Annotated in this window: 13 protein-coding genes and 2 tRNA genes; 1 reads left to right on the forward strand and 14 read right to left on the reverse strand. The window is 38.0% G+C overall.

Features of this window, described 5'->3' with window-relative positions; genetic code table 11:
* Positions 1–166 precede the first annotated feature (166 nt).
* On the forward strand, positions 167–520 hold the full coding sequence (locus tag B3209_RS05575) for an Hpt domain-containing protein (RefSeq protein ID WP_296664256.1): 354 nt from the start codon (positions 167–169) through the stop codon (positions 518–520).
* 6 nt (positions 521–526) lie between these two features.
* Here B3209_RS05575 and B3209_RS05580 read toward each other — a convergent pair whose 3' ends face one another.
* From B3209_RS05580 to B3209_RS05645, 14 genes are all read right to left on the reverse strand, one after another.
* Positions 527–2,176, reverse strand: a complete 1,650-nt coding sequence (locus tag B3209_RS05580) for a putative manganese-dependent inorganic diphosphatase (RefSeq protein WP_296664255.1) — start codon at positions 2,174–2,176, stop codon at positions 527–529.
* A 71-nt stretch (positions 2,177–2,247) separates the two neighbouring features.
* Positions 2,248–2,321, reverse strand: a tRNA-Asp gene (locus B3209_RS05585).
* A 69-nt stretch (positions 2,322–2,390) separates the two neighbouring features.
* Positions 2,391–3,149 (reverse strand): amino acid ABC transporter ATP-binding protein, encoded by a 759-nt coding sequence (locus tag B3209_RS05590; protein WP_296664254.1) that lies wholly within the window; start codon positions 3,147–3,149, stop codon positions 2,391–2,393.
* Positions 3,133–3,807, reverse strand: a complete 675-nt coding sequence (locus B3209_RS05595) for an amino acid ABC transporter permease (RefSeq protein WP_296664253.1) — start codon at positions 3,805–3,807, stop codon at positions 3,133–3,135. Before B3209_RS05595 ends, B3209_RS05590 begins: the two co-directional genes overlap by 17 nt.
* 67 nt (positions 3,808–3,874) lie before the next feature.
* Positions 3,875–4,645 carry an amino acid ABC transporter substrate-binding protein gene (locus B3209_RS05600; protein WP_295799870.1) on the reverse strand — a complete coding sequence of 257 codons (771 nt, stop codon included), beginning with the start codon at positions 4,643–4,645 and terminating at the stop codon, positions 3,875–3,877.
* A 17-nt stretch (positions 4,646–4,662) separates the two neighbouring features.
* On the reverse strand, positions 4,663–6,102 hold the full coding sequence (gene argH / locus B3209_RS05605; RefSeq protein ID WP_296664252.1) for an argininosuccinate lyase: 1,440 nt from the start codon (positions 6,100–6,102) through the stop codon (positions 4,663–4,665).
* 1 nt (position 6,103) lies between these two features.
* Entirely contained in the window at positions 6,104–6,478 is a 375-nt protein-coding gene (locus B3209_RS05610) for a metal-dependent transcriptional regulator (RefSeq protein ID WP_013700694.1), read from the reverse strand.
* Positions 6,479–6,666: 188 nt separating this feature from the next.
* Positions 6,667–7,398, reverse strand: coding sequence for a GTP pyrophosphokinase (locus B3209_RS05615; RefSeq protein ID WP_296090890.1), 732 nt, complete (start codon positions 7,396–7,398; stop codon positions 6,667–6,669).
* Positions 7,399–7,495: 97 nt separating this feature from the next.
* A complete protein-coding gene (gene htpG / locus B3209_RS05620; protein WP_296090892.1) occupies positions 7,496–9,466 on the reverse strand; it encodes a molecular chaperone HtpG in 1,971 nt (656 codons plus the stop codon).
* Positions 9,467–9,646: 180 nt separating this feature from the next.
* Positions 9,647–9,719: transfer RNA gene (locus tag B3209_RS05625), tRNA-Asn, on the reverse strand.
* Positions 9,720–9,766: 47 nt separating this feature from the next.
* The gene (locus B3209_RS05630) at positions 9,767–10,801 is read right to left on the reverse strand and encodes a hypothetical protein (RefSeq protein ID WP_296664251.1); all 1,035 of its coding nucleotides are present in this window, start codon (positions 10,799–10,801) and stop codon (positions 9,767–9,769) included.
* Positions 10,789–12,195, reverse strand: coding sequence for a hypothetical protein (locus tag B3209_RS05635; protein WP_296664250.1), 1,407 nt, complete (start codon positions 12,193–12,195; stop codon positions 10,789–10,791). Before B3209_RS05635 ends, B3209_RS05630 begins: the two co-directional genes overlap by 13 nt.
* A 67-nt stretch (positions 12,196–12,262) precedes the next feature.
* On the reverse strand, positions 12,263–12,868 hold the full coding sequence (locus B3209_RS05640) for a penicillin-binding protein activator LpoB (RefSeq protein ID WP_296090899.1): 606 nt from the start codon (positions 12,866–12,868) through the stop codon (positions 12,263–12,265).
* The gene (locus B3209_RS05645) at positions 12,869–13,633 is read right to left on the reverse strand and encodes a hypothetical protein (protein ID WP_296090901.1); all 765 of its coding nucleotides are present in this window, start codon (positions 13,631–13,633) and stop codon (positions 12,869–12,871) included.
* Positions 13,634–13,809 lie beyond the last annotated feature (176 nt).

Below are 13,809 nucleotides of genomic sequence, written 5' to 3' on the forward strand. Positions count from 1 at the left end.
TGCGATGTTTACGCAGTAAACTTGGTCAGGAATCTGTTGGAAATTTTCAATAGATTATCAACCGAGTTTCTTTCAGAAACATCGCAGGGTCAAGCCCGATAATGACATAAAATCATAAAACTCGAAGTTTGGGCTAATTAAGCAGTTTTATTTTGGGAGGGATTTTGTGGATTTGATAAATGAACTGAAAGAACTCGACGCCGACATGGATTCTGCGCTTGAACGTTTTATGGGAAACAGCCAGCTTTTGGAAATGATGCTGAAAAAACTTCTTACTTCAATTGAACAGAACAGCGGAATTGAATGCGACATTGCAAATGGAAATCTTAACAATGCAATTTCCAAAGCGCACACACTAAAAGGTAACACGGGAAATCTTTCTGTAACTCCGCTCTACAAAGCTTACACGGAAATTACAAATCTTCTGCGCCAAGAAAAAATTCCAGAAGCCAAGGAAAAGCTTCAGGAAATTCTCCCGGTTCAGAATAAAATTATAGAAACAATAAAAAAATATCTGTAAAAACTTTTAATTTACTTTTGCAGTCAATTCAGAAAGCAAAGGAATCAGTTGTTTTTTTCTCGAAACAATATCTTTCATATAATAAATGTGCTCATCACGTTTCGGGAAATTTATAACGGCTTCAAATTTCGGTTCGCTTGCCAAAAACATTATCGAACTTAATTTTGTTATGTCCGTTACAAGAAGCGCACTGAACAAAGCTCCTTTTGATTTTCGTTCCTGCTCAAGGCAATCAAGGAATTCTTTTTTGCGCTCAACAATTTCACGTGTGCTGTCAACTTCTATCTGGCTCACAGAATATTTGAATTTATTTTCAGAATATTCTTTCATATCCTGATGCACAACTTCTTCTGCAGAACGTCCGTCTATATGGCTTCCGCTTTTTATAATGTCGTTTCCCAAAGTTTTTATGTCAAGTTCTGTAATGTTACTCAAATATTCAGCGGTAAGAACATCATATTCTGTCGTTGTCGCAGACTGAAGAATCAGAGTGTCGCTAAGAATTCCGCACAAAAGAATTGAAGCCATGTCTTTCGGAATTGAAATTCTGTTTTCGCGGTAAAGATTCGCAATGATTGTGCTTGTTGAGCCGACTGCTTTGTTTATAAAGTTAATTGGAATTCGAGTTGCAAAAGTGTTTATTTTGTGATGGTCAATAATTTCCTGAATTATATAATTTTCAATTCCCTCAACCGCCTGCTGCGGCTCATTGTGATCTACCAAAATAACTTGAATATTCGCTTCGTGCAGTAAATCACTTTCGCTGATTATTCCAATGACTTTAAAATCATCGTCAACCACAGGAAGGCATCTTGCAGGACTTTGGGCAAGCTGGGCGCGGATTTTTTGAACTGTATCACTTGCTTTCACCGGAAGAATTTTTGTGTCAGCCATAGAACTTACAGGCGAAGAATATTCTACAAGCATTGCGGTTGCAACAGTGCTGTCATGGCCGGAAATAATTGAAACCTTATTTTTACGGGCAAGCTCCCTAAGTTCTTTTTTTATAACATAATCTTTTGTAACAATTACAGCGCGCACTTTTGCTTCAATTGACATTTTTTGAATATCTTCACGGTCGCCTGTAATCACGACAATGTTTTCACTTTTATGCTCAGAAAGAAGATTCTTGAATGAATCAGCATCGTCATCGCCAACCATCAAGGAGCATTTGAAATAATCGTCCGCATCAAATTCCACAATCGGAACTGCGCCCAAAGTTTTTTCTATAAGCTTTATGCTTGTTAAAAAAATGTCGTCTTTCTTTGGACTTAGAATTTTAAATGAATTCAAAGCAAATGCGTTATAGTTCAAAAGCCCCTGATAAGTTCCGTCCACATTGACAATCGGAAGAACAGAAGAATTTGTGCTTATCATTTTGTCCACAGCATTCCAAAGCGGAACATCCTGATCTACGGAAGAATATTCGCCGCTCATATAATATTCAGTCTTAGGAATTAAATCTGGAATATATTGTGGCGGTTCAACTTTAAATCTCTTGAAAATATATTCTGTCTGCGGAGCTAATTTTCCAGCGCGGGCGGCAACATATTCTTTTTTTCCAAGAAGATGCTTAAGCCTTGCATAGGCAGCCGCGGCAACAACTGAATCTGTATCAGGATTTCTGTGTCCGATTATGTAAACTTTATTTGTCATAAATTCCTCTAAGCAACATGATAACATCAAGGCAAAAAAAAAGCACCTGTATAAAAACAGATGCTTGACTTCGGGATGTACGAGACTCGAACTCGTGGTCTCCGGCGTGACAGGCCAGCGCGATAACCAGCTTCGCTAACACCCCAAAAGGTGATAATATCATATCAAAAAACAGTTTATATTGTCAATAGTTTTTCTTAAAAACTCTAAAAACTTATTTTTCATTAAAACGCTTTAGAAAAAGCTTTGTGCGCTCTTCCTTTGGATTTTCAATCACTTCTTTTCCTTGCTCAACAATAACTCCGCCGTCCATAAAAATAATTGTATCGCTTGTGTCTCGGGCAAAAGACATTTCATGCGTAACAACAACCATCGTCATTTTTTCCTCGGCAAGCTCACGGATTACAGAAAGAATTTCTCCTGTCAGCTCTGGATCCAATGCAGAAGTCGGCTCGTCAAAAAACAAAACTTCGGGCTTAAGCGCCAACGCACGCGCAATAGAAACACGCTGCTGCTGCCCACCAGAAAGTTCGCAAGGATAGCACAACGCTTTTTGCTCAAGATTCATTTTCTTTAAAAGTGAAATAGCAGTTTCTTCCGCTTCAGATTTTTCTTTTCCAAGGACAACTCTCTGCGCCTCGGTAATATTTTTTAAAACTGAAAAATGCGGAAAAAGATTGAAATTCTGAAACACAAGCCCAACGTTCAAACCAATTTTTCGCAAAGTTTTTTTATCGATGTAAACGCCGTCCTTGACCATGTTTTGTCCGCAAATAGAAATTGAGCCGTCTGTAATTTTTTCAAGCTGGCAAACACAACGAAGCAACGTAGATTTTCCGCTTCCGCTCGGACCGATTATTCCAAGAACTTCTCCTTTATGCAAGGAAAATGAAACACCTTTTAAAACTTCGAGTTCGCCAAAATTTTTTTTCAGATTTTCAACTTTTATAATTTCACTATTTGTAGTATCCAAGTTTTTTCTCCGTGAAGTCAAATGCTTTAGAAACAGCCCAGTTCATTACAAAATAAAAAACACCTGCAATAAAAAGCGGCATAACACTAACAAGACGTCCGCTCTGAGTCTGGGCAACGTGAAAAAGCTCAGCCACGCCCAAAACCTGAACAAGCGCAGTGTCTTTTACAAGAGTAATAACTTCGTTTCCCATTGGCGGAATTATGCGTTTTACAACCTGCGGAATTATAATTCGAAAGAAAGTCTGATTCTTTGTAAAGCCCAAAACTTTTGCAGCTTCATACTGACCAAACGGAATGGACTGAATTCCTCCACGGTAAATTTCCGCAAAATACGCCGCATAATTTATAACCATCGCCACAATCGCAGCCGTAAATCTGTCAAAGCCAATTCCAAAAATCATCTGGGGCGCAAAATAAACGAAAATAAGCTGAAGCATAAGGGGCGTTCCGCGGATTATCAGCAGAAAAAGATTTGTAACTCCAGCCACAATTTTTACAGCCGACATTCTTCCGAAGCAAATAAAAAGCGCAAGCGGAACAGAAAAAATCAGAGTAAGAAAAAAAACTTCCAAGCTGACGCAAGTGCTCTGGAGCATTACAACAAGAAGATTTCCAATTTTGATTCTTAGAAAATATTCAGATAAAAATTCAATCATTTAAATTTTACTTTAGAAAAATGCGCCCGGAATTTTTCCAGACGCAAAAACATTTTACAAAATATAATTATTTTCCGATTGTGGAAATATCAGAGCCAAACCACTTTGTTGAAATTTTTGCAACAGTTCCGTCAGCCTGCATTTCCAAAAGTGTTTTTTGAACTTTATCGCGAAGAGACTTGTTTTTTTTGCTGAATGCAATTCCGTATTCTTCAGGAGCAAGGGTTTCATCAAGAATAACAAGCGGCTTCTTTCCCTGCGTAATGCTATATCCGGCCACAACCAAATCCATTACAACTCCATCAAGATTTCCAAATTCAAGGTCGTTGAGAGCAGTAACATTTTCTTTGAACTCAACAATTTCCTTTAGGCTTTTTTTGAAATCTGGCGCACCGTCAATTGCTTCCTGCGCAGAAGAACCAGCCTGAACTCCGACTTTTTTTCCTTTTAAATCTGCAAGCGATTTTATCTCGCCATCATTGCGGACAACAACGACCTGCGCATTTGCAAGGTAAGGTTCAGAGCAAGCCATTGCGCGTTTTCTTTCTTCAGTTAAAGTAAGTCCATTCCAAATGCAGTCGATTTTTCCAGTGTTAAGCTCCATTTCTTTTGTGGACCAGTCAATCGGCTGGCAAACAAGCTCAAGTCCAAGACGAGATGCAACTTCGCGGGCAAGGTCAATGTCATAGCCTACAATTTCATTATTTTTATCGCGGAATCCAAGCGGCGGAAATGAATCATCAAGTCCAAGAACAAATTTTCCAGATGATTTCTTTTTTGCGCTCGCCATTGAAAGGCAAACCATAAGTCCACAAATAACTGCAACAATTTTTTTCATTTTGAAAACTCCTAAAATTATTTTTTTAAGCCTTTTTTACAAAATGCAATCAAAGCTTTTATTTGAACTGAAGTTGATTCAGAAGAAGGCGCACCGATTGTCTTTCTATTTTCCACACAGGCTTCCGGTGAAAGAATTTCATAAACGTCATCTTCAATCAGCGGAGAACATTTTTTAAATTCCTCCACGCACAAATCTTCAATTTTTGAAAGTCCTGCATCAATTGCCATGCGAACAGCTTTTGCAGAAATTCCATGCGCCGTTCTAAACGGAACTCCCTTGCGCACAAGATATTCAGCTAAATCCGTGGCATTTGCAAAACCGCCTTCACAGCTTGCCGCCATTTTTTCAAGATTCCATTTTGCAGAAGAAATCATTGCTGTAAAAACTTTTAGGTTCGCCTCAACAGTGTCAAAAGCATCAAACAAAGGCTCTTTGTCTTCCTGTAAATCCCGGTCATAAGCAAGCGGAAGACCTTTTACCATTGTAAGAAGATTTATCAAATCGCCGTAAACTTTTCCTGTTCTTCCGCGGATTAATTCAGCAAAGTCTGGATTTTTTTTCTGCGGCATAATTGAAGAGCCAGTTGACCATTTTTCACTTAGCTCAACAAACGAAAATTCTGTTGTCGACCACAATACAATTTCTTCGCACATCCGGCTTAAGTGGCTTTGAAGCAATGCAAAATCCGAAGTGAATTCTATGCAATAGTCTCTGTCAGAAACTGTGTCCAAGGAATTTTCAGTAACTCCAGAAAATCCAAGTTTCTTTGCAACAAGCTCACGGTCAAGAGGCAAAGTGCTTCCCTGCAAAGCTCCAGAGCCAAGTGGAGATTTTTCAATGCGCTTAAGTGAATCTTCAAGACGTTCCCAATCGCGCACAAGCATAGAAGCCCACGCCAAAAGATGCTGCGCCAAAGTTCCAGGCTGGGCATGCTGCATGTGAGTATAACCTGTCAACAAGGATTTTTTATTTTTTGAAGCAATTTCAGAAAGAGTTTTTATAAGAGTTAAAATTTCATTCTGAATGCAAGGAATCATGCGGCGCAAATAAAGACGCTCGTCCAGCGCAATCTGATCATTTCGGCTGCGTCCTGTATGAAGTTTTTTTCCAGGCTCACCAATGCGGTCTGTGAGAACGGCTTCAACAAATGAATGAATATCTTCCGCGCTATAATCAATTTTCAACTCGCCGGAAAGCAAATCCTTTTCAATTGATTTTAAACCTTTTACAATTTCAGAACTTTCTGATTTTGAAATTATTTTCTGCTCGCCAAGCATTTGCGCATGGGCAATCGAACCGTGAATATCATCAAGAGCCATTCTTTCATCAACACGGATAGAAGTTTCAAACTCAACCGCAGCGGCATCCGGTCCTTCTGCAAATCTTCCGCTCCAAAGAGCAGCGTGATTGTCGCCAGTCAATGTGCCATGATTTTTTCCATTTACGTCTGACATTTTATTTATTTTGCTCCATCCATTTTTGAATTCCGTCTTTTATATCTTCATCAATATCATGCTCAATTCTGCACGCATTTTCTTCCGCATGAGCTTTGTCAACGCCAGTAATTTTTACAAGAAAATCTGTGAGAAGAACATGGCGCGCATAAACGGACTCGGCCTTTTTCTGTCCTTTTTCAGTCAATTCAAGAGAACCAATATGGCCAGTTGTAATATATCCGTTTTCGCCCAAAATGCTCATCGCCCGGCTTACACTAGGCTTGGAAACACCAAGACGCTTTGCAACATCAACGGATCTTGCAACTCCATTTTCTTCTTTTAATCTAAGAATTGCCTCAAGATAGTCTTCACCGGACTCATGTAATTCTGACAATTGAATCTCCCAAAAAGCCAACGAACAAAATCTTGACTTTTTAAACGCATCTGCAATCAAATGCGCAGTTGATATAAGATTTTTATCTAAAAATCACCAAACGGAAATTTCTAAGACAAGCATATCATACTATAGAAAAAAAAAATTTTCTAGTAATGCCAAGAATTCAAAAGAAAACATCTAGCAAACTAATCCAAAGCCTGAAGTTCAATTGCAATTTCTTCCATTTCGCGATCGGTCATTGCAATTGTTTCTGCGCATCTTAAAAGCTCGCGGCGAATTCCGGCTGGAATATGCGATTCAGTCTTGTATCTAAGCTCATGCTCAAGGCTCGCCCAAAAATCCATTGCAATCGTTCTAAGCTGAATTTCAACAGGAACTCTGTGCTCAGTATTAGAAAGGTAAACAATTGTTTCAACAACAATATGCAGGCTTCTATAGCCGGACTCCTTGGGCTCTTTTATGTAATCTTTTTCCTTCAGAAGTTTTATATCCGGCTGCTTTAAAAGAATGTCTTTTATTGTGTAAATATCTGAAATGTAAGGGCAGATTACACGAACGCCAGCAACATCAGTAAGATTTTCTGTCATGGACTCAAATGTAAACGGCAACTTCCGCTTTTCGAGTTTTTCAGCAATGCTTTCTGGAGATTTTATTCTGGACTTTATTGTTTCAATCGGATTTCTTCTGCCTGTAACTTTATACTCTTTGTTTAAAATTTCAAGTTTTGTAACAACCTGCTTTATTGCGCTTTCATAAATCATCATAAGCTTCTGAAATTCAAAAGCCATTTTTATAAAGTCATTGGGATTCATCGAATTGATTTCGTTCAATGACGAAATTTTTGCAAGTTCTTTTCCCTGCAAATGATCGTTGTCGTGTTCCACTAAATACTCATCAGGAGTTTCAATTTTTTCCATATCTAAAAAATAAAAATGCGCAATTATCGTTACAAATGATTTTTCATTAAAAAAGCAAAAAGCCTTCCAGAAAAACTGGAAAGCCTTTTTATGCAATTTATTCAGCAAGTAAAGAATTCAGTGATTTTACAAAATCAGCCGGATCTTTTAATTCCGCTCCGCTTACAAGAAGCGCCTGATCAAGAAGAACTTCGCTTACATTTTTTATAAAGTCTTCCGAAACAGAACCTTCCAGTTTTTTTACAATCGCGTGGTCTGCATTTATTTCAAGAATCGGCTTTACAAAATCTCCACCGCCTTGTCCCATTGCTTTCATCATGCGTTCCATCTGAAGGCTCGGGTCATTTTCATCCACAACAATGCAGCTCGGACTATCAGAAAGACGCTTTGAGAGAACAACATCCTTTACACGGCCTTCAAGAGCTTTCTTTATTTTTTCCTGAACAGGTTTGAACGCTTCCTCTTTTTTCTTAGCCTCTTCCTTGTCGACTCCAAGCTCTTCATCACTTCCGGCGCGGTTCACTGCTTTCAGCTCAAAGTCTTTGTATTTTCCGTATGCAGGAATAACAATATCGTCTATGTCATCCGCCATAATAAGAACTTCAAACCCTTTCTTTTTATAAGCCTCAAGCAACGGAGAAGAGCGTAGATTTTTTTCATCACTTCCGCTGATATAGTAAATTGATTTCTGATCAGGTTTCATGCGCTGAACATAATCTGCAAAACTTGTCCATTTGTTTTCGCCATTGCCTTCATCTGCAGTTGACTTAAAACGGATTATCTCGGCAATTTCATCGCGGTTTGCAAAATCAGAATAAAGGCCTTCCTTCAAAGGACGGTTATACGACTTTACAAAATCGTGCCATTTTTCAACAGTTTCTTTTTCATCATCAGAAAGGTCAGTTTTTGCCTCAAGTTTTTTTGCCTCGTCACCAAGTTTTTTGAATTCACTTAGAAGTTTTTTTACAGACTGAGTTTTTATAGTTTCAAGAATCCTGTTTTGCTGAAGAATTTCACGGCTCACATTCAAAGGCAAGTCTTCTGAATCAATAACGCCGCGGATAAAACGCAAATAAGACGGCAAAAGCTCACGGTCATCGTCAGTTATAAAAACGCGCTTTACATAAAGTTTAACACCGCTTTTATAATCAGCCTGATACATATCGAACGGCGCAGTGCGTGGAACATAAAACAAAGTCGTGTATTCCTGAGTTCCTTCCGCATGGGTGTGAACGTACATAAGCGGATCTGTTCCGTCATGGCTGATTGTCTTATAAAAGTCATTGTAGTCTTCTTTTTTAAGCTCACTCTTGTTCCGCTTCCAAAGCGCACTGGCAGAATTCACCTGCTCAACTTTATTTTCAGTTCCTTCAGCTTTTCCGTCCTTGTCATACTTTGTCTGAACATAATGAAGATAAATCGGGAAAGCAATGTGATTTGAATATTTTTTTATAAGTTCGTCAATTTTCCATCTTGAAGCATAATCTTTAGAATCGTCATTCAAATGAATTTCAATAACGGAACCTACAGTTTCAGCCTTGTCAAATCCATACTGGCAGTAGGCTTCTGATTTTTCTGTTAGTTCTTCAATTTCGTAGGAATTTGTTCCATCGCTTGACCAGTGCAGAACTTTTCCATCGCCGGCAGCTTTTCTTGTGTAAACATCAATTTTGCTTGCCGCCATAAATGCGCTGTAAAACCCAACACCAAACTGTCCAATCAAATCTGAAGATCCAGTTCCGTTTTTAGAAAGCATATCGATAAAAGCTTTTGTTCCAGAACGTGCGATTGTTCCCAAATTATTTGTAAGATCTTCTTCGTCCATTCCAATTCCAGAATCCTGAACTGAAAGAATCTTTTTTTCTTCATTGAATGAAATATCTATGCGCGGATTAAAAGGAATGTCCTTATATTTATCATCAGAAACTGTAAGATATTTTAATTTATCCAGCGCGTCCGAAGCATTCGAAACAATTTCACGCAGAAAAATATCCTTGTTTGAATACATTGAATGAATAATAAGTTTTAAAAGCTGATTAACTTCCGTCTGAAACTGATACTTTGCCATGATTTTACTCCAAAACTTTTCAAGCTGAAAATCTTCAATAAAAATAAGAAATCAAGCGAAAAAAGTTCTACATTTTAAAATTTTTTGATTGCCAATAAATATAATAAAAATTCAAGAAAAAAACAAATTTTAACTGCAAATTTAAAACAAAAAAGACAGCCAAAACAGCTGCCTTATATGCGCCCCCTGCTGGGCTTGAACCAGCGACACATGGATTAACAGTCCATTGCTCTACCGACTGAGCTAAGGGAGCATTCAGTTACGAATGTATAAATATATTACAGAAAATGTATTTATTTGTCAATAATGAACTACAATATTCTGCAAAAATTTTCTAAATTCTTCTGTGGAATTTCCTGCCGCACGAGCTTCAATAGCACGCATAGCACGGTTCTGGGCATCAGAATAAGAATTGCTGGAATTTCTTCCGTCAAATGAAAGCGTAAAAAGATTTTGCACAAATGCAGAATCCTTCAAATCAGCTTTAAAAGTGTATCTGCACTGCACTGAACTTTTGTCCTTTGGAATATTCTGTTCAAAACTCATGCTTCCTGTAAACGAATAGCGTTCATTTTTTTCCTGCGAAGTTCTGAATCCAAACGAATTCAGCATTTTTGCATAAGCGGAACGAGCCCTGCCGTCAGGATCATTCTGAAAATAAACATAAACAGGAATTTGTTTTGCAATCTGAAGAAGCATCGCATTTATATCAGCGGCACTCTCAGTCTGTTTTTCTAATTCGGAAGCCTTATCAAAATCTATAACAGAAAGGCGTGAAAGATATTTTTCATTTAAAACAGAAATTTCACGCGCAAAGTCAATCCGCGCATAATTTTCAAAAGAAAATTCATCATCAGTTTCGCCATTCAAAAGTTTTTTGATTTCCGCATTGTTTTTTTCAATCATATTAGAATAAAGAAGCGAAGTTTTCGGCTTGTCAAGAACCGCAATAACATAAATGTTTTTTTCAGCATCAGTCCAATATTCTTTGATTTCAATGCCAACAAGAGAATCAACATCGACTTTTCGCATTATCTTTGAATTGAAATTCTGAGCCTTTGCAATTGCAACTTTTCCTTCATTGCTCGCCTGTTCCATTCTTGAAGAAGACACAGAAGCCGAAGCAACATTCTGCTCAAAAACAGAGGCGATTCCTTCAACCGCAAGGAGTTCTGCCTGAGATTTGTCTTTTGCTTTTCCAACATAAGAAAGATATTTTTCAGGATCATAAACTTTTTTCGGAACACTTACCCAGACAGGCTCTTTTACGCGGGCAGCAAAACAAACTGAAATTCCGCAAACAAGCAAAACAAAAAAATTAGTTATTTTATACATATTGACTCCACAATAGTCGGACGGCCAGCAGTTACTTCTAAATTCTCAAAAGTCTCTGTTCCGACAAGATTTTCATTTGTATCAAAATATTCAACCTTCGCTGAATAAATTCCAGGCTTCAACGTAAAACCTCCGCCAGCCGCAAAACTCGGAAAATAACGGCATTGGCGAATATCCGCAGTTTCAGCAAAATCCACAGCATCAAGAGCTTTTGTAACTGCAATTTCTGTAATTGACCGGAACTTTTCAGGAGTAGCTCGTATAGCGACAGCGGCAGAAGTTACAGCAGCAGCTTTTTTTGTTGTGCTGCGGAATATACTTCTTATAAAATCCTTGCGGGCTTTTAAAGCAACATCTTTTTGAACAGCCTCATCAAACCATTCAATAAGATTAAGCCGTACAGTGCTTCCATCAGAAAGCGTAACTTTTATAGAAGAAATTGAATCGCTAGGTTTTATAATATTGCCGTTTTCATCTGCTTCAACATAAGGATAAACATATTTCAGCCTGAAAGCCGGAATCGTAATGCCTCCAATCGTTACAGAAGTTAAAAAAATTGGAGTTCCATTTGCCGCGAAACTTGGAAAATAAACAGTTCCTTCTTTACGGCGAATAATTTTTCCAGCTAACGAAACAAAATCCAGTCTTCCCATTCCAGAAGGAATTTTCAAGTCGTCTCGCAAAGAAGCGCATTTTACGCCGCGGTTTATCGCTTCATATTCCCGAACATGAAGTTCTGGAGTTCCACTTTTATCTTGAATATACATCAATGCCGCAAGATAATGTGCAAATGCAGAATCTTTATAGACATCTGCTTCCGTAGGTTTGCGCGGAGTATGCCTATAAACTTCACGCATATTTACATTCATTGTCTTTGCAGAGTCGGCAAGAGTTTCAGTATCTACATCCAAATCCTGCAAAGCAAGCTCGCCATATTTTGAAATATATTCCTTTTGTTTATTTTCAATTTTTCTGATTTCAACAAGAGCTTCATCAAATTCACCCATGTTGTAGTAATTCAAAGAATTAAACGCATTTAACAAAAGATATTCATAAACATTTCCAGTATAGTCAGAAATATTTTCATTTAAGGAAACTGCGCCAGTCGTTTTTGAAATGCTTTTTGTGTAAGCATCTTCTATTTGACGGTCAGTCTGATTAAAATCTTTTGAGGACTGCAAATAATTTTTTGAATAATGATTTAGAATCGCCACATCAAGAGCTTTGTCTATCGGCGGATTTTTTTTATTTATTGATTTTTGAATAACGGAAGCGCACGCTGAATAATTTTCTTCGGAAAAATATTTTTCAGCTTCTAAATCAACTTTTGTAGAAGCGCATCCAGCTAGAAAAAAAAATACAAAAAGCAAAGAAAGAAGCGAGAGCTTTTTCATGAAAACTTCTCCGATTAAAAGTAAATGGCATCTCCAGAAAATTCTGAAGATGCCTGTTTTGTGCAAATTAGAGCTTTGCTTTCTGACGTTTAATAACTTTCTTTATGCTGTCATTTTCTGCCATCCAAACAATTTTATTTGTTTTAATGTCATGCAACTCTGCATAAACATAGTAAGTTCTTACAGTTTTATCGCCAGCAGACTGAACAATTGTCTTAACAGAACCTTTAAGCATGAAGTCAGCTCCAGTTTCCTGATCCATTTCTTTTGCAGTATCGTAAGTTGAATGGTCAGCCTGATCAGCCTTTTCCTCTCTAAGCGCCTGTCTTTCTGTGCTGCTAGAAACAAATTCCATAACACCAGAATTAATTATTGCAGTTTGAAATTTCTTTTCGACAATTGAAGTGTCAATATGCTCGCTGCTCTGATTGCGTATAGAATCAATTATAACAACTGGAGCATGTCCCTGTTGTCCTTCAAACTTTGCAATTCTAGGAGAACTTATACATTCTTCAATAAGTGAATCACAAACGATACGAACATCAGATTCATTCCAGTAGCCGTCTAAATCAATGACCTCATCAGAATCAACGCGAGAAACTTTTGTACTTCCGCATGAAACCATCATAAGGCCACTAAAAACAGCTGCAAACAAAAAAGCAAACTTCTTCATTTAGAATTCAGCTCCAGGCTCTTCATCATCATATTTTACTGTATCTGTTTCTGCATCATAAGATATAGAACTTACATTTGCATCTGAACCTGAATCCTCATTAAGAATAGTCTTTTCGATTGATCTTGTGATGAGTTTCATAAGAAGAGGATCCTGTGCTGTGTTTTCAGGAAGATCCTGCATTGCTGCATTAATCTGTCTCTGATACAAGTCGCTCTTCAAAGCCCATACTGAATAGTATGTATACATTGTTTTGTAATCAGAATCAGCCTTTGGTTTTGCAGATTCAGAGAAGCGGCTCTTAATCCAGTATGAAGCGATTTTTTCAAGACCGTTTACACGTACATTTGAAAGAACTGTTGTAACATCTTTGAGAGCCTTGTCGCTTTTTGTTGTATCAATGCTCTGTTCTGCTTTCAAAGAAGCTTCTGTAGCACGTCCAATTGAAGTGCTGATAGACTGCGCAACATTGCTCTGAAGTTCAACTTTATCTGTCCAGTTCTGGAGGAAATCCAAATCCGGACCGTTTGAGTTGAAGCTCCAAACCATATAGCCATCAAGATCAAGTTCTTTTACAATCTGTCTTTTGTTATTGTCACCTACAGCAACAACCCAATTCGGTACTTCTGCGCCTGTAGCTCTTCCCTGCCAATCCAAACGCTCATAAGCTCCTGTTACAACTTTTACAGTTTCTTTTGTTGTTCCGCATGAAGCAAGTGCTATTACTGAAAAAGCAACAGCTACACATTTAACTAAGTTTTTCAATTTAAAACCTCCGATTCGAGAATAATACTATAAATAATGAAATGTTGTCAATTAAGAGCAAGTTAAAAATCATAGCTTTTTAAAAGATGAAACTAAATGCCGTTGCGCGCTGGCAGTGCCACGGATGGGGAAAAGAAAGCCCCCACGGAGAGTCGTCCGGGGGGGGCACTTGAAAG

It is taken from the genome of Treponema sp. UBA6852, assembly GCA_002449305.1.
Lineage (GTDB): Bacteria > Spirochaetota > Spirochaetia > Treponematales > Treponemataceae > Treponema_D.